Raw genomic sequence first — 21040 nt, forward strand, 5'->3', positions numbered from 1 at the left:
CGGCTCAGTCGATGACCGTGTACCCGGCCACCCGCAGGGCCTGGCCCAGCTCGGCGCAGTGCGCCGGACCCTTGGTCTCCAGGTGCAGCTCGACCTCCGCCTCCGTCAGCCGGAGCCGGGGATCGGTCCGTACATGACCGACGTCCAGGACGTTGGCGTCGGCCGCCGACAGCACCCCGAGCAGGGTGGCGAGGGCTCCCGGGCGGTCCGTCAGCCGCAGCCGTACGGCCAGGTAGCGGCCCTGGGCGGCCATGCCGTGCCGCAGCACCCGCTCCATCAGCACCGGGTCGACGTTGCCGCCCGACAGCACCGCGACCACCGGGCCGTCGAAGGCGCCGGGGGCGCTGAGCAGGGCCGCGACCGGGCTGGCCCCGGCGGGCTCCACGACCAGCTTGGCCCGCTCCAGGCAGAGCAGCAGGGCGGTGGACAGCTCGTCCTCGGTGACCGTGCGGACCTCGTCCACCAGCTCCCCGATGATCCCGAACGGCACGTCGCCGGGCCGCCCGACCTTGATGCCGTCGGCCATCGTCGCCGGGTTCCGCACGGAGACCGGGTGCCCGGCCGCCAGCGAGGGCGGGTACGCCGCCGCGCCCTCGGCCTGCACCCCCACGATCCGTACGTCGGGCCGCAGCGCCTTCACCGCGACGGCGATACCGGCCGCGAGTCCACCGCCGCCGATGCCGACGACGATCGTGCGCACCTCCGGGCACTGGTCCAGGATCTCCAGGCCGACCGTGCCCTGGCCCGCGATGACATCGGCGTGGTCGAAGGGGTGGATGAACACCGCGCCGGTCTCGGCCGCGTACTCCTGGGCCGCGGCCAGCGTCTCGTCGACCACCTGCCCGTGCAGCCGGACCTGGGCCCCGTAGTCCTCGGTCGCGCTGATCTTCGGCAGCGGGGCGCCCTTCGGCATGAACACCGTCGAGGCGACGCCGAGCAGGGTGGAGGCGAGCGCGACGCCCTGCGCGTGGTTGCCTGCGCTCGCCGCGACGACCCCGGCGGCCCGCTCCTCGGGCAGCAGACCCGCGATCCGGACGTAGGCGCCGCGCAGCTTGAACGAACCGGTTCGCTGGAGGTTCTCGCACTTGAGGTGCACCGGTGCGCCCACCAGCTGGGACAGGTGCCTGCTGCCCTCCATCGCCGTCACCCGCGCCACGCCCGTGAGCATCTTCTGGGCGCCGCGCACGTCGTCCAGCGTGACCGGCGGCAGCAAGTCGACCTTGCGGTAGTTCATGACGCAAGTCTCGCAGTTCACACGAGGGGGCGCCGGTGTGACCAACCACCGAGACCGGTTTGCGCAGCGCCGGTACGGTCCGCCCCCCGGCCGCGTAACCTGTCCCCCATTCCTGCACCCCTGATGAAGTGAGCCCCCGGCCATGCCCACAACACCTGGAATGTCGATGGACATGTCGACCGCCGGCGACACCGGTCTCCTGGACACCTTGCAGCACGAGGTGGCGGTGTTCGCCCGCCGTGCCGAACAGACCCGGCTCGGCGGGGTCGGGCAGGTGCGCAACTCCATGGACCGCGCCGCCTACCTGCTGCTCAACCGCCTGGACAAGGAAGGCCCCATGGGGGTCAAGGCGCTCGCCGCGAGCATGGGGATCGACTCCTCGACGGTCACCCGGCAGGTGGCGCCGCTCGTCGACACCGGGCTCGTCAAGCGCACCTCGCACCCCGAGGACGGGCGGGCCGTGGTGCTCCAGCTCTCCCCGCGCGGGCAGTCCCGGCTGGAGGAAGTGCGCTCCTCGCGGCGTCAGTTGATGGCCGAGCTGACACACGACTGGGCGCCGGAGGAGCGCGAGGCGTTCTGCACGCTCCTCACACGCTTCAACACCGCGCTGTCCACCCGCATGGCCGCCCACGGTGTGCCGGGGGCCGAGCCGACGCCGACGCCGGCCTCCTGAGCGGCGCGCCGCCCGGCGGGCGCCGGGACGTCCGCCGCCGCACGGACTCGCCCACGCACGTGCCGCCCGGCTCTTGACCCCGGGCCGCCGCTGGCCTCATATGAGACCGGGTCCTGTTCGTACGTCCGTACGTGGCCGGGATCCGACCACTGAGGGGGCAGTCCCAGGCGGGAGGCGCGATGCGAGAACGGCATGCGTCCCAGGACGCCCGCCGGGCCCGGGAGTTCGAGGCGTTCGTCGCGGGTGCGGCGGGCCGGCTGCTGCACACCGCCACGCTGTTCACGGCGGAGTCACCGGCCGACAACCCGCGCGCGCGGCGGCTGCTGGCGCTCGCCCTGGCCCATACGTACGCCGCCTGGGACCGGCTGCGCGGGGAGGACCCCTACGACCACGCCCGGCAGTATCTGGCCACCCGCTTCGCGCGCGGCGCGTGGCATCAGTACGGCGGTCCCGGCCGGGCCCGCCCGCACGCCGACAGCGCGCTGGCCGCGCTCGGCCCCCAGGAGCGGCTGATCCTGGTCCTCCGGCTGTTCGAGGGGGTCGCCGAGGAGCAGACGGCGGCGCTGCTGGGCCTGCCCCTGGAGCGCGTGCGCACGATCTGCGACCGGGCGACGGCGACCGTGCTGCATCCGCCGCGCGGACCTGCGCCCGCGGTCGTCCGGGCGAGGGCGGCGGCGTCGTGAACCGGAGCGAACGGGAGGCCGCGGCACGGCGGATCATGGAGCGCACCGCGCCCGTCGTACCGCCCGACCTGCACGCGGAGGCCGTCCGGCGGGGTGGCCGGCTGCTGCGCCGGCGTCGGGCCGCACGCCGGCTGCTGTGGACGCTGGCGTTCGTGGCGGTGGTGGTGTTCGCGGTGTGGGCGCTGAGCGTCCAGCCGTGGGTGGAGCCGCCGTCGGAGACGACTCCACCGCTCACGGACTGGTGACCGGCCGGGGCCCGCTGGTCGGCCGACCAGCGGGCCCGCCGGTGACCGACCAGGCCCGCCGGTGACCGACCAGGCCCACGGGAGATCCGCCGGGGCCTTCGGACGACCTAGCCGAGGGCCTGCTGGAGGTCCTCCAGGAGGTCCTCCACGTTCTCGATGCCCACGGAGAGGCGGACCAGGTCGGCCGGGACCTCCAGGGCGGAGCCCGCGGCCGACGCGTGCGTCATGCGGCCCGGGTGCTCGATCAGCGACTCGACACCGCCGAGGGACTCACCGAGCGTGAACACCTTGGCGCGGTTGCAGACCTCGACGGCCGCCTCCTCGCCGCCCTCGACCTGGAAGGAGACCATGCCGCCGAAGGCGCGCATCTGCTTGGCGGCCACCTCATGACCGGGGTGCTCGGGCAGGCCCGGGTAGAGCACCTTGGTCACGCGCGCGTGCCGGGAGAGCATGTCGGCGACCTTGGTGGCGTTCTCGCTGTGCCGGTCCATGCGCACCGACAGCGTCTTCGTGCCGCGCAGCACCAGCCAGGAGTCGAACGGTCCGGCGACCGCGCCCATGGCGTTCTGGTGGTAGGCCAGCTCCTCGCCGAGACCCTCGTCGCCCACGATCAGGGCGCCGCCGACGACGTCGGAGTGGCCGCCCATGTACTTGGTCAGGGAGTGCACGACGACATCGGCGCCGAGCGACAGCGGCTGCTGGAGGTAGGGCGTGGCGAAGGTGTTGTCGACGACGAGCCGCGCGCCCGCGTCCCGGGCGATCTGCGCGACCGCGGCGATGTCGGTGATGCCGAGCAGCGGGTTGGAGGGGGTCTCCACCCACACGGCCTTGGTCTTCGGGGTGAGGGCCGCGCGCACGGCGGAGGGGTCGCTGGTGTCGGCCACCGACCACTCCACGCCCCAGCGGGCGACGACCTTGGCGAAGAGCCGGAACGTGCCGCCGTACGCGTCGTTCGGGATCACCACGTGGTCGCCGGGGCTGAGCAGCGTACGCAACAGGCAGTCCTCGGCGGCCAGTCCGGACGCGAACGCGAGTCCGCGCCGGCCGCCCTCCAGGGCCGCGAGGTTCTCCTCCAGGGCGGTCCTGGTGGGGTTGGCGCTGCGGCTGTACTCGTAGCCGCCGCGCAGGCCGCCCACGCCGTCCTGCTTGTAGGTCGAGACCTGATAGATCGGCGGTACGACCGCGCCGGTGAGGGGGTCCGCCGTGTTGCCCGCGTGGATGGCGAGCGTCTCGAAGTGCTGACTGATGTGCCTGTCGCTCATGGGTCACGAGCGTAGTGCGCCGACGGCTCCGATGACGGACCGAGGCGGCGGCTCCGCGTCGGCCGGGAGAAGTTGTCCACAGGTCGGCGACCGGGTTGGCCAATTGTCACCGCCGTCTGGAACGCTTGTGTCATGGAGATTCTCTGGGTCCTGGTGGCGCTTCTCATGATCGGCTTCGTGGCCGTGCCGTTCATGCGGCGCCGGCGGGGCATGATCGAGCAGGTGCCGCCCGGCCACCCGGACGCGGCGGACCCCGCGAACTACGGCTTCGTGCGGCAGGAGGAGCTGGACGTCCGAATGCCGGGCCCCGACCAGGACCTGCTGGACGTGCTGGACCTGGTGCAGCGCACCCAGGACTACCGCGCGGCGGCGCAGCTGCTCGCGGGCACCGAGAGCGAGGGCGAGCGGCGCTGGCAGCGGGTGCAGGCCTTCGCCGGAGCCGCCTCGCTGGAGCTGGCGCAGCGGCCCGGCGGGGTGAGTGAGAACCCCGGCGGGCAGTGGCTGCGGGTGTGGCGCACCGAGCAGCCCAAGGACGCGGGCGGTGCCGCGGTGCACGCGGAGTTCCTGGTGCAGCAGGCGTGGCGCACGGCCACACCGGGGACGGACGAGTTCCGGATCATCATGGAGGAGGCGCGGGCGGCGCTCGGTGAGGCGGCGCTGCTGGCTCCGGGCGATCCGATCCCGTACATCGTGGAGCTGTCCGTGGCCCGCGGGCTGGCCTACAAGCAGCCGGAGTTCGAGCAGGTCTGGCTGAAGATCCTTGACCGCGCCCCGAACCACATGGGCGCCCACCTGGCCGCGCTGCACTACTGGTGCGCGAAGTGGCACGGCTCGCGGGAGCAGGCGTACGGCTTCGCCGAGGCCGCCGCGGCACGCGCCCCGCAGGGTTCGCTGCTGGCCGCGATGCCGCTGTTCGCGGTGTTCGAGCACCTGCCCGAGGTCAACCTGGTCAGCGGGTTCTACCAGAGCGAGGTCGTCAGCAAGGCGATGCACGGCGCGCTGCACGCGGTGCACTCGGCGCGCGCGGACGACCCGATGCTGGCGCACGTCCGCCATCTGCTGGTGTTCTTCCTGGTCCGGGCGGAGCGCTGGGCGGAGGCCATGAACGAGCTGATCCACATCGACGGTCATGTGGGCGCCCTGCCCTGGACGCTCTCCCCGGACCCGGCTGCGGAGTTCGCCGTGTACCGCGCGCTGGCGGTCGCCGGTTACGAGGCGAACGGCGGCAGCCCGGCGACGCTGCCGCACTGATCCGGCGCACTGATCCGGCACGCCCGGGGCGTGGCCGTGGCCGCGCCCCGCCCGCGTCAGCCCTCCGCGCGGGCGGGAAGCTTCCAGCCCGGCCGCGGGAAGTGGCAGGTGTACCCGTCGGGGTACCGCTGGAGGTAGTCCTGGTGCTCGGGCTCGGCCTCCCAGAAGGGGCCGACCGGCTCCACCTCGGTGACGACCTTGCCCGGCCAGATGCCGGAGGCGTCCACGTCGGCGATGGTGTCCTCGGCGATCCGCTTCTGCTCGTCGTCGACGTAGTAGATCGCCGAGCGGTAGCTGAGGCCGATGTCATTGCCCTGGCGGTTCCTGGTGCTCGGGTCGTGGATCTGGAAGAAGAACTCCAGCAGGGCGCGGTAGTCGGTCTGCTCCGGGTCGTAGAGGATCTCGATGGCCTCCGCGTGCGTGCCGTGGTTGCGGTACGTCGCGTTCGGCACGTCGCCGCCGGTGTAGCCGACCCGGGTGGCCGTCACTCCCGGGAGGTGGCGGATCAGTTCCTCCATCCCCCAGAAGCATCCGCCCGCCAGCACGGCCCTCTGCGTCTGCGCGGCCATCACGACCCCTTTCCCTGTCTGTCGGCTCGATGAGGGCGGGCCGCCTCCGGCGCTCCCTGCCCGCTCCCCTCAACACACCGGACCCCCGCCCCATTCCGCACCCGCCGAGCCCGCCCCGCCACCGAAATCGGCTGGCCCGCGGGACGGGGCCGCCCCCACGCTGTACCCATGGACGTACCGCACCGCGTGATCCGCGCGGCCCACACGGATGCCACGATCACCGTCTACCAGGCCTACTCCCCGGAGATCGGCCTGCCCGCGGCCCGGGAGAACCGGTTCCCGCCCACCTGGAAGCGCGACCGCATGACCTGGATCACCAAGCCGCGTTCGCAGACCTCTTCCATGCCGTCGGCGCGACTGTGAGCTCTGTCGGAGCGCTGCTCCTCGCAGGTGGGACGGCCAGCGTCCCTGTGGCGGGTGAGTGAAGCCAGCCGCGGTGTCCGGACCGCCGGTCAGGAACGCAGGTGGGCCAGCTGTTCGTCGCCGGTGGGGTAGCTGTGTTCCTCGGGGAGCAATCGGGTCGCTGCGTCCAGTTCGCCGCTGCTGACGCGTGCGTGGATCTCGTGGGCGAGCGGGGTCACGTCGCGGATGGACACGATCCACTCGTTCGCGTAACGCGACGATGCCTCGCCCGACAGTCCCAGTTGCAGCGAGCGGTGCGGCAGGGGACGCAGGTGCAGATCGCGTTCGGGATCCCACTGGACACGGGCCGGTGAGCGCTTGAGGTCACGCTGCCAGGCGGCGCGATCGGGGTGCAGGCCGCGGACGTAGTGCGAGAGACACGCGTGGCGCAGCGCCCAGTCGAAGCCGTCGCGAGTGATCTCGACCGCGAGGACGGTCTCCTGTCCCTCCTTGGCACCCCAGCCACAGCGGTACATCATCCACAGGAAGCTGGGCTTGATCCACGTCATGCGGTCAGGCTTCCACGCGGCGGGAAAACGCCCGTCACGGATGGCGGGCCGTCCGATTTCAGGGCGGTAAGCCTGGTAGACGGTGATCGTGGATGCCGTGTGAAGCGCGCGGATCCTTTGGTGCGGTTCTTCCATGGCGTACAGCGTGGAGGCGGCCAGGTCAGGGGGCCACCGATTTTCGATCGTCGCGCGTTGCGACGGTGCCCGTCGGGCGCGGCACCGTGCGGGGTTGTCGGTGCCGCCTCTTGTCCTCAGACTCCTGAATCCAAGCGGCTTGACGTGGTTCACCAGGCCGCGTTCACCGCCCTCATCCAAAGCAGCAGATCAGGAACCAGGTGGAGCTACTCCACCTCGATACCGAAATCCTGAACGAGTTCCCCCAGGCCGCCCGTGTAGCCCTTGCCGCCGAGCACGAAGTCCCAGTCTCCGTTCGCCCTTCGGCGGAAGGAGCCGAGCACCAAGGCGGTTTCCTGCGACCGGCCGTCGGATACCTCAAGCCGTCCCATCTCCGCCAGCTCCGGGTCGAGGAGGCGGATGAACGCGTCCGTGAAACCAGAGAGGTCGGCGTCCGGGTTGACCTCCGGGTCGATGGCTGCGACGAGCACGAACCGGTCGGCTTCATCGGGCAACCCGTCGAAGGAGACACAGATCGCGGCCTTGTCGGGTGCGGTGGCGGGGAGGGCACGAACTGAGCCGTCCGGCGTCTGAGGGTTGTTGAAGAAGACGAAGTGACTGTCGCTGAGGACCCGGTTGCCACGGCAGACGAGAGCGCACACGTCCAGGGCGACGCTTCCGGTCCACGACATGCCCAAGACGTTGTAGTCGTCTGGCAGCCGAGTGTCCGGCGCTGAGGGCGTCGGCTCTGCCGGGACTTGCCGGCCGCCGTCACCGAGCCGCCCACGCAGGCCATGACGATGCAACAGGTCCACGAGTTCGGCGCCCGAGATGAGTTCGAGCGGCTTGCCGTTGGCGAAAGTGTGTGAGCCGGGGCCGAACCCTGACGTCGTCACGAGGACACCCTTGTTGGCGCCGGCGTCCTGCACGGTTCCGTACAAGTCACGCACAGCGGTGGGGGGCACCGTGTTGCGGTAGCGCTTCACCTGGACGACTATCTTGCCGCCTCGGATCGGTGCCGGATCCAGTGCGTCGACGTCCACGCCACCATCGTTGGAACGTTGGGTCGTCACCGCCTGCATCCCCATGGCCCGGAAGAGATCGGCCACAAGATTCTCGAAGGCGATCGGGTCCATGGCCAAGAGGTCCGGTTCCTCGTCGCCGCCGTGGGAGACAACACGGTTCCCGACATCCTGAGGCCGCCTGCTCGGGCGTACCGGTGTGAGCTGATCCGGTCGGGCCGAGAGCTGTCCGCGGAGTGCGTCAGCCAGGCAACTGCCTGCGTCCACTTGCGCCAGGTGCAGGTCGAGGAACGAGGAGCGCGCGGCCATGACGGTTGCGAGGAATATCTGGCCCGGCCGGCCGGTCGTCGGGTCGTGCCCGTCGACGAACCCGTTCAAGGTCACCGACTCCAGCGCACCCAGCTCATCCGCGGCGAACAGCTCATGGAGAACAAGCAGCATGCACTGGGCCAGGACCTCCGTGTACAGAGCACGGCGCTGGCTCACTGGTCGCGGAGTTTCCTTGTCCTGGTCGACACCGGACATGTACCGGACGGCCTTGACCTCCGGCACAACGCTGTAGGCGGGCAACTCCCAGTCCAGGACCAGTTGCCGGGCGTGTGGGTCGTAGGCTGCTGCCACCTGACGGGGGAAGCCTTCCGGCCATGCCGTCGAGGCGTAGAGAGCCGCGGAGAAGTACTCGATCACGGCATCGGGATCCCGGCTCCTCACCCCTTCGGTTGTCGCGACGACGCCCGCGTTGTGCCGCCGTACATCAGACAGCTGAGTATCGACCCACTGCTGGTACTCCCGCTGGTACGTGGCCAACTGTTGCTGTCGCTGGGCCTCCGCGGCTTGGGCGGCCTGCCAGTCCCGCTCAAAGCGCGCTCGTGCTTCGGCCTGAGCCTGGGCCCGGCGACCTGCGGTCCAACCGCTCTGGGTCTGGTAGTTACTGAAATCCGGCATGGGTACCGGCTGTGCCAACGGTCCGGGAGCAAAGGGCTGCACCTCCTCAGATCGCATGAGGGAGGCGGCCCTGAAGACCGGCGCCTGGCAACCCGAGGCAAGAAGACCTTGCAGGGATGCAACCTGCGCGTCCAGCTCCTCTGTTCGCCGCAGAGCCTCTGCCTGCCGGAACTCGCGGTGGCTCTGGGCAGCTCGCCGCTGATAGGCCCGCGCCTGTTGTTCTTGCTGTCTCCGCCGTCTGGCTTCGGCTTCCATCTGGCGCTGTTGTTGCCGTTGCATATCGGCCCAGACACCGACAAATCCAGAGCGACGACTCATATGCTGCAGGCCCTCCCCAGGACGTTGGCAGCCGAAAGGCACCATGGTTGTCCCCACAACCAGCTGTAACGAGACGACTCTAGCCAGCAATCGCGGTCTCGCACATCCACTCTTCAAAGGAAGCACGGTGGGCGCATCCCCGCAGGTCAACGTGACTGGAGGGTAACCAGGACCGTGCCGGGCCGCAGGGCTCGAACGGTCGCATGAGCCAGCATCGATCTCGCGGTGTGCACCGCAACCTGAAAGGTCTGTGAACTCGGCTTGGCCTGGGTCAAGCCCAGCTTCCTGTGGATGATGTACCGCTGTGGCTGGGCCCTGAAGGCCGCGCAGGAGACCGTGCTCGCGGTCGTGATCGATCGGGCGGGGTTCGAGTGGGCGCTCGGGAACGCCTGTCTGTCCAGCTATGTGCCGGGGCTGCACGCCAACTGGCCGGGCTGGCAGCGGCAGTTGCGGCGGGCACCCGCGCGGGTGCAGTGGGATCCCGAACGGGATCTGCGGCTGCGGCCGCTGCCGTACCGGTCGTTGCAACTGGGGCTGTGCGGTGAGGCGGTGCGCCGCTACGCGGACGAGTGGATCGTCTCGATACGTGACGTGACACCGCTCGCCCACGAGGTGCACGCCCTGGTCGGACGCGGGGACCTGGAGTCGGCAGCCCTGCTGTTGCCCCGGGAGGACCCGTACCCCGCCCCGGAGAAGACCCTTGCCCAGCTGCGGGGATGACCCCACGCCCACCGACCTCGGCGCGCCCTGGCGCCCACCGGCCCGGCCGGGCACCCCTCGCCCCGGGCCGAACTGCACCCGCGGGGCGTCCACTGGTGGACCGAGTCGCGGTGGGACGAGGACGGTCCCGAGTTCGACATCCACTTCCGTCTCCACGCGGACCGGCGTCCGTGGCGCCGGGGCTGTGTCGACGCGCTGCTGCGGGCGGTCGCGGACGGGGCGCTCGCCGAGGTGTTCGTCACCGACACGGAGCTGGAGCGCATCCATCACCCCTACGACGGCGGCGCGGACGTCGTCCTCGCCACGCCCGCGGAGCGCGACGCGCTGCGGGAACGCCACGCAGGATGGCTCTCCGCGCATCCCGATGGTCTCTGAACCGCGGGCCCGGTTGGTTGGAGCCTTGTCCCAGCGGTTCCTGGAGATCCAGGCGGCGGTGAACACGGCGCGCGGTCGAGGGGGCGGGGAATTGGGTTGCGGGTGTTCGGAAGGGGCGGGCTTGATGGGTGTATGGCCGATATCCATGGCGCCTTCGACGATCTCTTCGCCGCCGTGCCGCGGGCGCTGGCGGACCTCCTGGACGCCGGTGACGCCGGCGGCTCGGTGGCGGTCCTCGTGGACGGCGTGCCCGTGGTGAACGTCTGGGGCGGGTACGCCGACGCGGGGCGGACCGCGCCCTGGCGGCGGGACACCCTCGTCAACGTCTACTCCGTCACCAAGACGATGACCTCGCTGTGCGCGCTGGTCCTAGCCGACCGCGGGGTTCTCGACGTGGACGCGCCCGTCGCCCGTTACTGGCCCGAGTTCGCGGCCGGCGGCAAGGAGCGGGTGCTGGTGCGGCACGTGCTGGCGCACACCGCGGGGCTGCCGGACTGGGATCCGCCGCTCGCCACCGAGGAGCTGTACGACCGGGCGGCCGTCACGGCACGGCTCGCGGCGCAGGAACCGCTCTGGGAACCCGGTACCGCCGCCGGGTACCACTCGCTGACCCAGGGGTTCCTGGTGGGTGAGCTGGTCCGGCGCGTCACCGGCCGCCCCCTGGGCACGTTCTTCGCAGAGGAGGTCGCCGGGCCCCTCGGCGCCGACTTCCACATCGGGCTGCCGGCCGAGCACGATTCCCGGGTCGCGCTCACCGTTCCGCCGCCGGACCGGGACGAGGAGTACGCGAGCGGGCCGGGCCCGGCGACGCGGCTCCGGGTCCGGGACGGCAACGGGCCGGCCTGGCGCCGGGCCGAGATCCCGGCCGCGAGCGGGTTCGGCAACGCCCGCTCGGTCGCCCTGGTGCAGTCGGCGATGGCCTGCGGCGGGACCGTGGGCGGGGTGCGGCTGCTGTCGCCGGACGGCTGCGCGCGGGCGTGGGAGGAGCAGTTCAGCGGCGAGAACCGGGTGCTGGGCATGCCCACGCGCTGGGGTCTGGGGTACGGGATGTTCGGCAGTACGTACGGGTGGGGCGGCTGGGGCGGCTCGCTGGTGATGATCGAGCCGGAGACCCGGTCCGTGGTGGCGTACATGACCAACCAGATGCGCGAACCGGCCGAGGACACCAGAGGACTGGAGATCGTGATGTCCGCCCAGGACGGGATCGGGGCGATGCGGAAGTGATCGGGGCGATGCGGAAGTGATCAGCTCGTATCAGCGGGGCCTGCGCGACCGGCTACTCGCGGCTCCGGTGGTGCCCGCCCCGGAGCCGTGGCGGCCGGTGTTCGGCGCGTACACGGCGAACGGTCACCCGCCCTGTGCCGCTGTCGGCGGCCTGCTCGGGATCGGTTTCGCCGTGCACCCCGAGAGCGGGCGGGACCTGGTGATGGTCGTGTCGCACGACGGCCACGGTCTCTTCGACGCCGTGACCGGCGAGCGGATCGCCCGCGACCGCGACCCGGACGTCGAGGACGGCACGCCCGACGCGGCCGCCGACCTCACCTGCCCGGGGCTGGGGCCCGTCGCCGGCACCCGGGTGCACATCGCCGGGGTGTACGGGGGCGGGCTCCATCTGGGCACGGGGGACGGCTGGACGCTCGCCGTCGAGACCCCGGAGTGGCCGGAGGAGCGGGTGCTGCTGGAGCACGGCGGGCGGTTCTACTCCACGCCGCACGAGGAGGGCTGGTGGCACGTCTTCCACTCCACCTGGTCGACCTTCCGGACCGCGGGCTTCTCCCCCACCGGCCGGACACTGGCCGTGGCGACCAGCAGCGACCTGACCCTGTGGACGCGCGACGGGGACGGCCCCACCGCCCGGTGAGGTGACCGGGTGGCAGGGCCGTCCCACGCCCCGGATACGCCCCGGATACGTCCCGGATACGCCCCGGACCGTCAGATCAGATCGTCGCCGTGTCGATCACGAACCGGTACCGCACATCGCTGGCCAGCACCCGCTCGTACGCCTCGTTGATCTCGCTCGCGGCGATCAGTTCGATCTCGGCGCCGAAGCCGTGCGCGGCGCAGAAGTCGAGCATCTCCTGGGTCTCGGCGATGCCGCCGATGGCGGACCCGGCGAGGGTCCTGCGGGCGCCGATCAGGGAGAACAGGTTGAGGGAGATCGGCTCCTCGGGGGCGCCCACGTTCACCAGGGCGCCGTCGGTCTTCAGCAGGGACAGGTACGAGCCGAAGTCCAGCGGGGCCGAGACGGTGGAGACGATCACGTCGAAGGTGCCGGCCAGTTCCTCGAAGGTCTTCGGGTCGCTGGTGGCGTGGTAGTGGTCCGCGCCCAGCTTCAGCCCGTCCTCCTTCTTGCGCAGGGACTGGGACAGCACGGTCACCTCGGCGCCGAGCGCGTGCGCGATCCTGACGCCCATGTGGCCGAGGCCGCCCATGCCGAGGATCGCGACCTTCTTGCCGGGGCCCGCGCCCCAGTGCTTCAGCGGGGAGTACAGGGTGATGCCCGCGCACAGCAGCGGCGCGGCCACGTCGAGGGCGAGGCCGTCGGGGATGCGGACGGTGTAGTTCTCGTCGACGACGATCTGCTGGGAGTACCCGCCGTAGGTGGGCTCCCCGTTCCTGTCGAGGGCGTTGTACGTGCCGGTCATACCGCCGCCCGTGCAGTACTGCTCCAGGCCGGCGCGGCAGTTGTCGCACTCGCGGCAGGAGTCGACCATGCAGCCGACGCCCACCCGGTCACCGACGGCGAACCGGGTGACGCCGGAACCGACCTCGGCGACCACGCCCGCGATCTCGTGGCCGGGCACCATCGGGAAGATGGCCTCGCCCCAGCCCTCGCGGGCCTGGTGGATGTCCGAGTGGCAGATGCCGGCGAACTTGATGTCGATCAGCACATCGAACTCACCGACGGCACGGCGCTCGATGGTGGTGCGCTCCAGCGGGGCCTTGGCAGAGGGAGCGGCGTACGCGGCGACAGTGGTCATGGGAGTGGTTCTCCTAGGGGTCGCGTGCCCGGCCGCCTTCCGCCCGGGCACGGACTCCAGCCTGCCCCCGTGCTGGGCATCCACCCAGGCCACGGCTTTGCGTACGTCCGCTGTGCCTACCACTGGCGGGGTCAGGCTCGTGTGCGTACGACCGGGAATACTGGACGTATGAACGAGCAGTCCGCACCCTCCCCCCTGGACCGGCGCGCCGAGCTGAGCGAGTTCCTGCGCACCCGGCGCGCCCGGCTGAAGCCGGAGGACGTGGGGCTGCCCGACTTCGGACGGCACCGCCGGGTGCCGGGGCTGCGGCGCGAGGAGCTGGCGCAGCTGGCCGGGGTGTCGGTGGCGTACTACACGCGTCTGGAGCAGGGCAACGGGCGGAACGTGTCGGCGGAGGTGCTGGACTCCATCGCGCGGGCGCTGCGGCTGAGCGACGCCGAGCACGCGCATCTGACACATCTGGCGAAGCCGAAGCAGCACAAGAAGAAGTCGGTGGGCCGTCCGGAGCAGGTGCGGGGCGGGCTGCGGCAGCTGCTGGAGTCGATCGACAGTGTCCCCGCGTACATCAGCGGGCGGCGCTCGGACATCGTCGCCTGGAACCCGATGGCGGCGGCCGTCTTCGGCGACTGGGCCGAGCTGCCGGCGGCGGAGCGGAACTGGGCGCGTCTGGTGTTCCTGAAGCCGGAGTACCGGGAGCTGTTCGTCGAGTGGGACCAGAAGGCGTACGACATCGTCAGCTATCTCCGGATGGACGCCGGCTGCCACCCCGACGACCCGAGGCTCTCCTCCCTGGTCGGTGAACTGTCGCTGAAGAGCGACGAGTTCAGGCGCCTGTGGGCCACCCACGACGTCAAGGAGAAGAGTTACGGCATCAAGCGGCTGCGGCATCCGCTGGTCGGCGAACTCACCCTGAACTTCGAGACGTTCGCGCTGACGGACGGCTCGGAGCAGCATCTGGTGACGTACCACCCGGAGCCCGGGTCGCCCTCGGCGGAGGCGCTGCGGCTGCTGGCGAGCTGGGGTGCGGACGCCACCCGGGCCGGGTCCGCGGCACCGTCCGCACCCTGAGCCTCAGCCCTGGTACGGCGGGGCGGCTCCCCAGGTCCACTTCGGCACCGGCTGCGGTGCCGGGGCCTGCGCGTCGGGCCCGGAGAAGTACACGGCGAGCCGGGTGCCCCATTCGACGTAGGCGAGGAAGGCCGAGCGGAACTCCGCGTCCGTCGGCAGGCCCGCCTCGTCGGCCGCATCCTGGACGAGGTTGACCCAACGGCGGCGCTGGGCCTCGGTGATGGCCAGGCCCCGGTGCTTGGCGACCATGTGGTCGTGGCCGCCCTGGGTGCCGGAGTAGGCGGGCGGCCCGCCGAAGACCTCGCCGAGCCAGAGGGCGACGTGTTCCGCGTGGTCCGGGTCGAGGCCCTCGAACAGCGGGGCCAACAGGTCGTCCTTGCGGACCCGGTCGTAGAAGGCCGTGGTCAGCCGGGAGAGGGCGGGGGCGCCGCCCGCCCAGGCGTAGAGCGTAGGCACCGCCGATCCGGTGCCGCGCACCTCGGTCGGCCGGTAGTGGCGCATCTCCTCGATGTTGCCGATGTACGGGCGGATCTCGGCCAGGAAGCCGGGGAAGAGGTCCGAGGTGCGGAAGCCCTCGACGTGGTCCTCGGTCGAGGTCCAGGTGATCCGCAGGACGAAGTGCTCGGGGTCCTCCTCGCAGCGGGTCAGTTCGTAGTCGACGCATTGGGGGGCGGCCGCGAGCGAGGCGGCGGCGCGGGTGTAGGCGGCGAGGAACTCCGCCGACTGCTGCTCGGGGACGCGGTACCGGACGTATTCCACCGTGTGAGCCGTCATGGGCCCACACAAGCACGGCAAAAGGACGGAAGCTGCCCCTCCGGCGGGGCACGGGACCGTGTCAGCGCTGGGCGAAAACGGAAGCCGCGCTGACAGTCCCGTGCGGGCTGGTTCCTGGGTCGCGGACAGCCTTCTCATCCTTCTCTTATTTCGGCCTTATCCCTTCATCACAAGCTGTCCCTAGCTTGCGGCGCATGTTCTTCACCTACCTGAGGCGCGAGCTGCGCCGCCGCAGAAAGGCGGCCCTCGTCGTCGCCTCCGGGCTCGCGCTGGGCATCGCGCTGGTCATCGTGGTCAACTCCGTGTCCTCGGGCATGGGCAAGGCCCAGGACAAGGTCCTGGAGTCGCTGTACGGGCTCGGCACCGACATGACCGTCACGAAGGCGGCGCCCGCCGAGGGGAGTCAGCAGGAGCGGCCGCGCTTCGAGTTCGACGCGCAGGACGAGGACTCCGACGAGGAGCAGAGCAGCGACCGGGTCATGGTCCAGGGCTTCCAGACGCTGGCGAGCTCGACCGTGGAGAAGGTCGGCGGGCAGAGCGGTGTGTCGGACGCGGTCGGCGGGCTGAGCCTGCAAGTCATCAAGGTCAGCGGCGAGTTCCGCCGGGGCGAGTTCCAGCAGGACGGCGACGGCGGCCGGCAGCAGGGCGGTCCCGGCGGCGGGACGCAGATGCCCGAGGGCCGGGTCGAGGGCGGCGGCGCCACGTTCGACGTCAACAACTACTCGGTCTACGGCACCGATGTCACCGAGCCCGCGCTGGGCCCGCTGACCTCCTCGAAGATCACCAGTGGTCGTACGTTCAAGACCTCGGAGACCAACGCGAAGGTGGTCGTCGCCGACGCCTCCTACGCCAAGGAGAAGGAGCTGAAGGTCGGCTCCGAGGTCACCGTCAAGGGCACCGAGTTCGAGGTCATCGGCATCGCCACGCCGGAGAGCGGCGACGCGTCGGCCAACCTCTACATCCCGCTGAAGCAGGCGCAGACCCTCAGTGACTCGAAGAACAAGGTCACCACGATCTACGTCAAGGCGACGGACTCGCAGCGGATCGACGCCGTGAAGTCGGAGATCCAGAAGAACATCTCGGGTACGACGGTGACGACTTCGGCGGACCTGGCGGACACCGTGTCGGGTTCGCTGTCGACGGCGTCCGACCTGGCCACCAGCGTCGGCAAGTGGCTGTCCGTCGCGGTGCTGGTGGCGGCGTTCCTGGTGGCGGGCCTGCTCACCTCCTCGGCGGTGTCGCGCCGGGTGCGGGAGTTCGGCACGCTGAAGGCGCTCGGCTGGAAGTCGGGCCGGGTGACCCGGCAGGTCATCGGTGAGGCGGTCGTCAACGGACTGGTGGGCGGCGTCCTCGGTATCGCGGTCGGTCTGGCCGGCGCGTACACGGTGACGGCGATCAGCCCGACCCTGGAGGCCCAGATCGCGTCGGGCGGCGGCTTCGGCGGCGGCCCCGGCGGCGGGATGGGCGGTGGCCCCGGCGGCGGGATGGGCGGCGGCCCGGGTGCCCAGCAGGCGTCGAACGCGCTGGAGGTGGCCCTCACCGCCCCGGTGAGCGCCACGACGATCGCCCTCGCGGTGGGCCTGGCGGTGGCGGGCGGTCTGATCGCCGGCGCCTTCGGCGGCTGGCGCGCCTCCCGGCTGCGTCCGGCGGACGCGCTGCGCCGGGTCGAGTAGCGGCCGCGCCACCACCCCACCCCGAATCCACCAGGAGCCACCTCATGTACGAACTCAGAAATGTCACCAAGGTCTACAGCCGGGGCAAGGAAACCGTGCGCGCCCTCGACGGGGTCGACCTCACCATCCCCGACGGGGACCGGCTCGTCATCCAGGGGCCCACCGGCGGCGGAAAGTCCACTCTTCTCCAGATGCTCGGCGGACTCGACCGTCCGACGTCGGGAGAGGTGGTTCTGGATGGCACGGATCTGGCCAAACTCTCCGAGGGCCGGCTGACCGGCGTGCGCAGCGAGAACATCGGATTCGTCTTCCAGAGTTTCAATCTGATCCCCACGCTCACCGCGCAGGAGAACGTCGAGACGGCGCTCGTTCCGCTCGGCGTGAAGGTGAGGGAACGGCGGGAACGGGCCGCCGAGGCGCTGAAGTCCGTCGGTCTCGGCGAGCGCCTCTCGCACCTGCCCTCGGAGATGTCCGGCGGTCAGCAGCAGCGCGTCGCGATCGCCCGCGCCCTGGTCAAGGAGCCCAAGGTACTGCTGGCCGACGAACCCACCGGCAATCTCGACGAGTCGATGCGCGACGAGATCATGGACGTGCTCCAGCGGATGTGGAAGGAGTTGGGGCTCACCTTCATCATGGTCACGCACGATTCGTCGATCGCGAAGAAGGCCCCCCGCGTCGCGACCATCCGCAAGGGGAAAATCTCCGTGAAGGAGAACTCCCACAACGCCGCCTCGTAACAGGCCGATTCTGTCCGTCGCCCGTCTATTGAGGTAACTGATCACCCCCCGGCATACTTGCGTATTCCGGGGGGTGCGCGTACGTGTGCGCAGGACTGCCCCCGGCCGGGTGAAAGGGGAAATTCACCCGGCACTTCAGCAAGGGGGAAACTTGCGCAGACAAGTGAAAAAGGCATGCGCGGCCACTGTCGCCACAGCGGCCGCCGTCGCCCTCGCCGCCGGCATGACCAGCCCGGCGTCGGCGAAGCAGGGGCAGGGGCAGGGGCAGGCTCAGCGGGCGGGTTCCGCGGATCGACTCGGCTCCCACCACCGCATCACCCTGATCACGGGGGACCGGGTCGGCGTGGACGCCAAGGGCCGGGTCGTCGCCCTGGAGCGGGCGGAGGGGCGGCAGCACATACCCGTCCAGATCCGGAAGATCGAGGGGCACACCCTCGTCATACCCGCCGACGCGGCCCGGCTGATCGCCGCCGGCAAGCTCGACCAGCGGCTCTTCGACGTCACCGAGCTGAACAAGTCGGCCACCCGGAAGTCGCAGGCCAAGGGCCTGAAGGTGATCGTCGGTTACCAGGGCGCCGCGGCCGGCGCCAAGGCCGACGTCCGTGACGCCGGTGACCTGCGGCGCACCCTGAAGTCCCTGAACGCGGACGCGGTGCAGACGCCGTACGCGGAGACTCCCGAGCTGTGGGATGCCGTCACCAACGGCGACCGGACCGCCTCGGGCATCGCGCACATCTGGCTCGACGGCACCCGCAAGGCCACGCTCGACACGTCCGTGGCCCAGATCGGCGCCCCGAAGGCGTGGTCGGCGGGGTACGACGGCAAGGGCGTCAAGATCGCGGTGCTGGACACCGGTGTCGATGTGAACCACCCGGACCTCAAGGACCAGGTGATCGCCTCGAAGAACTTCACCCCGGCGGCGACCGCCGAGGACAAGGTCGGCCACGGCACGCACGTCGCGTCCATCGCGGCGGGCACCGGCGCCAAGTCCGGCGGCAAGTTCAAGGGCGTGGCGCCCGGCGCCCAGGTCCTCAACGGCAAGGTCCTGGACGACACCGGCTCCGGTGACGACTCCGGCATCCTCGCCGGCATGGAGTGGGCGGCCGAGCAGGGCGCCCAGGTCGTCAACCTCAGCCTCGGCGGCATGGACACCCCCGAGGTGGACCCGCTGGAGGCGGCGGTCAACAAGCTGTCCGCGGAGAAGGGCATCCTGTTCGCCATCGCGGCGGGCAACTCCGGCCCGGAGTCGGTCGGTTCGCCGGGCAGCGCGGACGCCGCGCTCACCGTCGGCGCCGTCGACGACAAGGACGCGCTGGCCGACTTCTCCTCCACGGGCCCGCGGCTCGGGGACGGCGCCATCAAGCCGGACGTGACCGCGCCGGGCGTGGACATCACGGCCGCCTCCGCCAAGGGCAGCCTGATCGAGCAGGAGGTCGGCGAGAAGCCGGCCGGCTATCTGACCATCTCGGGTACGTCGATGGCGACGCCGCATGTGGCCGGTGCCGCCGCGATCCTGAAGCAGCAGCACCCGGAGTGGACGTACGCCGAGCTGAAGGGGGCGCTGACGGCGTCCACGAAGGGCGGCAAGTACACGCCGTTCGAGCAGGGTTCGGGCCGCATCCAGGTGGACAAGGCGATCAAGCAGACCCTGATCGCCGACCCGGTGTCGCTGAGCTTCGGCGTGCAGCAGTGGCCGCACACCGACGACACCCCGGTCACCAAGGAGCTGACGTACCGCAACCTCGGCACCGAGGACGTCACCCTGAAGCTGACCTCGACCGCCACCGACCCCAAGGGCCGGCCGGCCCCGGCGGGCTTCTTCCGGCTGGGCACCACCACGGTGACCGTCCCGGCGGGCGGCAGGGCCACGGTGGACGCGACCGTCAACACCAAGCTGGGCGGCACGCTGGACGGCGCCTACTCGGCGTACGTGACGGCGACGGGCGGCGGCCAGACCGTCCGCACGGCCGCGGCGGTGGATCGCGAGGTGGAGTCGTACGACCTCACCCTGAAGGCCGTCAACCGTGACGGCACCCCGGCCAAGGAGTGGAGCGCCTTCCTGGCGGGCGTCGCCGGCCTGGGCAAGCACCGGTTCTACTTCCCCTACGACGCCGACGGCACCGCCACGGTGCGCGTCCCCAAGGGCCAGTACGTCCTGGACTCCAGCATCTCCGTGGACCCCGAGGACAGCACCAAGGGCCTGGACTGGCTGGCGCAGCCGAAGCTGACCATCAGCAAGAACACGACGGTCACGCTGGACGCCCGTACCGCCAAGCCGGTGGACATCACCGTCCCGGACGCGGCCGCCAAGTCCGAGTTCGCCTCTCCGGGCTACGACGTGACGGTCGGGGACTCCGGCTTCGGCTTCAGCTGGTTCCTGGACAGCTACGACAACTTCCGCACCAAGGGGCTCGGGCCGAAGATCACCGACGGCTCGCTGAGCCAGCAGTGGGACGGCCACTGGAGCAGCGGACCGGCCGCCGAGTACAACACGGTCGCCGGCAGCACGGTGCAGCAGCTCGCCACCGGTTACACCAAGCACTACAAGGCGAGCGAGTTCGCCACGGTGAAGGTCGCCATGGGCGCCTCGTCCGGCGGCAAGAAGGGCGCCGTCAACGCGGTGGGCTGGCTGCCCGGTTCCAGCAGCGCGTCCTCCATGGGCATCCCCCAGACCCTGCCCGGCACCCGCACCCTGCACCTGTCCACCGCCTCCGGGGTGAAGTGGGGCGTGGACTTCGAGCAGATCGGCGGGCTCGACGCGGAGGGCTGGCCGATCAGCGAGGCGTACTACACGCTCGGCGCGGACCAGACCTTCAAGGCCGGCCAGACCTACTCGAAGACGTTCAACACGGCCGTCTTCGGCCCGCGCCTGAACGCCGACTTCGGCCTGTACCGCGACGGCAACGACATGTACGGCATCGTGCCGCTGTTCGCGGACGGCAAGGCGCACGCCGGCTCCTCCGAGTTCACCTCGGTGAAGACGGAGCTGTACCGCAACGGCACGAAGATCGGCTCCAACGCCGACCCGCTGTTCGGGGAGCCGTTCAGGGTCCCGTCCGCCGAGGCCGAGTACAAGCTGACGACCTCGGTGAAGCGGAGCGTCAAGGTGGCGGCCGCCTCCACGCGGATCGACGCCAGCTGGACCTTCAAGTCCAAGAAGCCGTCGGCCGACTTCGCCAAGCTGCCGGCCTCCAGCGTCCGTTTCGCTGCCACCACGGGCCTGGACAGCCGGGTCGTGGCGGGTCACACGAAGACCGTCCCGGTCGTCGTGGAGGGCGCGGCCAAGGGCTCCAACCTGAAGTCGCTGTCGGTGTACGTGTCCTACGACTACGGCCAGACCTGGAAGAAGGTCACCGTCACCGGCGGCAAGATCAAGGTCAAGAGCCCCGCGAAGGGCAAGGCGATCTCGTTCCACGCGAAGATCACCGACAAGAAGGGCAACAAGAGCACGGTCTCGATCTACAACGCCTACTACGGCAAGTAGC

The 21040-nt window shown here is 70.8% G+C and carries 19 protein-coding genes and 1 pseudogene; 13 read left to right on the plus strand and 7 right to left on the minus strand.

Annotated elements, in window-relative coordinates; genetic code table 11:
- Positions 1–4: 4 nt before the first annotated feature.
- On the minus strand, positions 5–1234 hold the full coding sequence (gene ilvA / locus AB0E07_RS12975; protein ID WP_362249577.1) for a threonine ammonia-lyase: 1230 nt from the start codon (positions 1232–1234) through the stop codon (positions 5–7).
- 160 nt (positions 1235–1394) lie between these two features.
- On the opposite strand from ilvA, the gene AB0E07_RS12980 reads away from it, so the two are divergent.
- The 3 genes from AB0E07_RS12980 (at position 1395) to AB0E07_RS12990 (ending at position 2835) form a co-directional block, all read left to right on the plus strand.
- Entirely contained in the window at positions 1395–1907 is a 513-nt protein-coding gene (locus tag AB0E07_RS12980; RefSeq protein WP_362249681.1) for a MarR family transcriptional regulator, read from the plus strand.
- A 179-nt stretch (positions 1908–2086) separates the two neighbouring features.
- Positions 2087–2590, plus strand: a complete 504-nt coding sequence (locus tag AB0E07_RS12985; RefSeq protein ID WP_362249580.1) for a sigma factor-like helix-turn-helix DNA-binding protein — start codon at positions 2087–2089, stop codon at positions 2588–2590.
- On the plus strand, positions 2587–2835 hold the full coding sequence (locus AB0E07_RS12990; protein WP_362249583.1) for a hypothetical protein: 249 nt from the start codon (positions 2587–2589) through the stop codon (positions 2833–2835). Before AB0E07_RS12985 ends, AB0E07_RS12990 begins: the two co-directional genes overlap by 4 nt.
- Positions 2836–2942: 107 nt before the next feature.
- Here AB0E07_RS12990 and AB0E07_RS12995 read toward each other — a convergent pair whose 3' ends face one another.
- Positions 2943–4097, minus strand: a complete 1155-nt coding sequence (locus AB0E07_RS12995; protein WP_362249586.1) for a cystathionine gamma-synthase — start codon at positions 4095–4097, stop codon at positions 2943–2945.
- Between the two features lie 132 nt (positions 4098–4229).
- Here AB0E07_RS12995 and AB0E07_RS13000 point away from each other — a divergent pair, with 132 nt between their 5' ends.
- Positions 4230–5348: a hypothetical protein gene (locus AB0E07_RS13000; protein ID WP_362249589.1), complete on the plus strand. Its 1119-nt coding sequence runs from the start codon at positions 4230–4232 to the stop codon at positions 5346–5348.
- 56 nt (positions 5349–5404) lie between these two features.
- On the opposite strand, the gene msrA is transcribed toward AB0E07_RS13000, so the two are convergent.
- On the minus strand, positions 5405–5917 hold the full coding sequence (gene msrA, locus AB0E07_RS13005) for a peptide-methionine (S)-S-oxide reductase MsrA (RefSeq protein WP_362249592.1): 513 nt from the start codon (positions 5915–5917) through the stop codon (positions 5405–5407).
- A gap of 168 nt (positions 5918–6085) precedes the next feature.
- On the opposite strand from msrA, the pseudogene AB0E07_RS13010 reads away from it, so the two are divergent.
- A pseudogene (locus tag AB0E07_RS13010) lies at positions 6086–6232 on the plus strand (DUF4291 family protein); the annotation flags it as partial.
- Between the two features lie 137 nt (positions 6233–6369).
- Here the strand turns inward: AB0E07_RS13010 and AB0E07_RS13015 are convergent.
- Together AB0E07_RS13015 and AB0E07_RS13020 are read right to left on the minus strand one after the other, a co-directional pair.
- Positions 6370–6963, minus strand: coding sequence for a DUF4291 domain-containing protein (locus AB0E07_RS13015; RefSeq protein WP_362249595.1), 594 nt, complete (start codon positions 6961–6963; stop codon positions 6370–6372).
- A 206-nt stretch (positions 6964–7169) separates the two neighbouring features.
- A complete protein-coding gene (locus tag AB0E07_RS13020; RefSeq protein ID WP_362249598.1) occupies positions 7170–9227 on the minus strand; it encodes a restriction endonuclease in 2058 nt (685 codons plus the stop codon).
- A gap of 261 nt (positions 9228–9488) precedes the next feature.
- Between AB0E07_RS13020 and AB0E07_RS13025 the strand changes: the two genes are divergently transcribed.
- The 4 genes from AB0E07_RS13025 (at position 9489) to AB0E07_RS13040 (ending at position 12183) form a co-directional block, all read left to right on the plus strand.
- Entirely contained in the window at positions 9489–9947 is a 459-nt protein-coding gene (locus tag AB0E07_RS13025) for a DUF4291 domain-containing protein (protein ID WP_362249601.1), read from the plus strand.
- A gap of 231 nt (positions 9948–10178) precedes the next feature.
- Positions 10179–10322: a hypothetical protein gene (locus AB0E07_RS13030; RefSeq protein ID WP_362249604.1), complete on the plus strand. Its 144-nt coding sequence runs from the start codon at positions 10179–10181 to the stop codon at positions 10320–10322.
- A 132-nt stretch (positions 10323–10454) separates the two neighbouring features.
- On the plus strand, positions 10455–11546 hold the full coding sequence (locus AB0E07_RS13035) for a serine hydrolase domain-containing protein (protein WP_362249608.1): 1092 nt from the start codon (positions 10455–10457) through the stop codon (positions 11544–11546).
- A gap of 16 nt (positions 11547–11562) precedes the next feature.
- Positions 11563–12183 (plus strand): hypothetical protein, encoded by a 621-nt coding sequence (locus AB0E07_RS13040; RefSeq protein WP_362249611.1) that lies wholly within the window; start codon positions 11563–11565, stop codon positions 12181–12183.
- 76 nt (positions 12184–12259) lie between these two features.
- Here AB0E07_RS13040 and AB0E07_RS13045 read toward each other — a convergent pair whose 3' ends face one another.
- Positions 12260–13303, minus strand: a complete 1044-nt coding sequence (locus AB0E07_RS13045) for an NAD(P)-dependent alcohol dehydrogenase (protein ID WP_362249614.1) — start codon at positions 13301–13303, stop codon at positions 12260–12262.
- A gap of 168 nt (positions 13304–13471) precedes the next feature.
- On the opposite strand from AB0E07_RS13045, the gene AB0E07_RS13050 reads away from it, so the two are divergent.
- Positions 13472–14371, plus strand: coding sequence for a helix-turn-helix transcriptional regulator (locus AB0E07_RS13050; RefSeq protein ID WP_362249617.1), 900 nt, complete (start codon positions 13472–13474; stop codon positions 14369–14371).
- A 3-nt stretch (positions 14372–14374) separates the two neighbouring features.
- Here the strand turns inward: AB0E07_RS13050 and AB0E07_RS13055 are convergent, their stop codons facing one another.
- Entirely contained in the window at positions 14375–15145 is a 771-nt protein-coding gene (locus AB0E07_RS13055) for an antibiotic biosynthesis monooxygenase (protein WP_362249620.1), read from the minus strand.
- Positions 15146–15339: 194 nt separating this feature from the next.
- Here AB0E07_RS13055 and AB0E07_RS13060 point away from each other — a divergent pair, with 194 nt between their 5' ends.
- The 3 genes from AB0E07_RS13060 to AB0E07_RS13070 all read left to right on the plus strand — a co-directional run bounded on the left by AB0E07_RS13060 (position 15340) and on the right by AB0E07_RS13070 (position 21039).
- Entirely contained in the window at positions 15340–16818 is a 1479-nt protein-coding gene (locus AB0E07_RS13060; RefSeq protein ID WP_362249623.1) for an ABC transporter permease, read from the plus strand.
- A 44-nt stretch (positions 16819–16862) separates the two neighbouring features.
- Positions 16863–17555, plus strand: a complete 693-nt coding sequence (locus AB0E07_RS13065) for an ABC transporter ATP-binding protein (RefSeq protein ID WP_362249626.1) — start codon at positions 16863–16865, stop codon at positions 17553–17555.
- Between the two features lie 163 nt (positions 17556–17718).
- Positions 17719–21039, plus strand: coding sequence for a S8 family peptidase (locus tag AB0E07_RS13070; protein WP_362249684.1), 3321 nt, complete (start codon positions 17719–17721; stop codon positions 21037–21039).
- The last annotated feature ends 1 nt before the right edge of the window (position 21040 follow it).

The organism is Streptomyces sp. NPDC048002 (genome assembly GCF_040653275.1).
GTDB lineage: Bacteria > Actinomycetota > Actinomycetes > Streptomycetales > Streptomycetaceae > Streptomyces.

Bases quoted from the DNA above. Each gene is read 5' to 3' on its own strand.
- ilvA (WP_362249577.1), bottom strand. From the start codon at position 1,234: ATGAACTACCGCAAGGTCGACTTGCTGCCGCCGGTCACGCTGGACGAC.
- AB0E07_RS12980 (WP_362249681.1), top strand. From the start codon at position 1,395: ATGTCGATGGACATGTCGACCGCCGGCGACACCGGTCTCCTGGACACC.
- AB0E07_RS12985 (WP_362249580.1), top strand. From the start codon at position 2,087: ATGCGAGAACGGCATGCGTCCCAGGACGCCCGCCGGGCCCGGGAGTTC.
- AB0E07_RS12995 (WP_362249586.1), bottom strand. From the start codon at position 4,097: ATGAGCGACAGGCACATCAGTCAGCACTTCGAGACGCTCGCCATCCAC.
- AB0E07_RS13000 (WP_362249589.1), top strand. From the start codon at position 4,230: ATGGAGATTCTCTGGGTCCTGGTGGCGCTTCTCATGATCGGCTTCGTG.
- msrA (WP_362249592.1), bottom strand. From the start codon at position 5,917: ATGGCCGCGCAGACGCAGAGGGCCGTGCTGGCGGGCGGATGCTTCTGG.
- AB0E07_RS13015 (WP_362249595.1), bottom strand. From the start codon at position 6,963: ATGGAAGAACCGCACCAAAGGATCCGCGCGCTTCACACGGCATCCACG.
- AB0E07_RS13020 (WP_362249598.1), bottom strand. From the start codon at position 9,227: ATGAGTCGTCGCTCTGGATTTGTCGGTGTCTGGGCCGATATGCAACGG.
- AB0E07_RS13035 (WP_362249608.1), top strand. From the start codon at position 10,455: ATGGCCGATATCCATGGCGCCTTCGACGATCTCTTCGCCGCCGTGCCG.
- AB0E07_RS13045 (WP_362249614.1), bottom strand. From the start codon at position 13,303: ATGACCACTGTCGCCGCGTACGCCGCTCCCTCTGCCAAGGCCCCGCTG.
- AB0E07_RS13050 (WP_362249617.1), top strand. From the start codon at position 13,472: ATGAACGAGCAGTCCGCACCCTCCCCCCTGGACCGGCGCGCCGAGCTG.
- AB0E07_RS13055 (WP_362249620.1), bottom strand. From the start codon at position 15,145: ATGACGGCTCACACGGTGGAATACGTCCGGTACCGCGTCCCCGAGCAG.
- AB0E07_RS13060 (WP_362249623.1), top strand. From the start codon at position 15,340: ATGTTCTTCACCTACCTGAGGCGCGAGCTGCGCCGCCGCAGAAAGGCG.
- AB0E07_RS13065 (WP_362249626.1), top strand. From the start codon at position 16,863: ATGTACGAACTCAGAAATGTCACCAAGGTCTACAGCCGGGGCAAGGAA.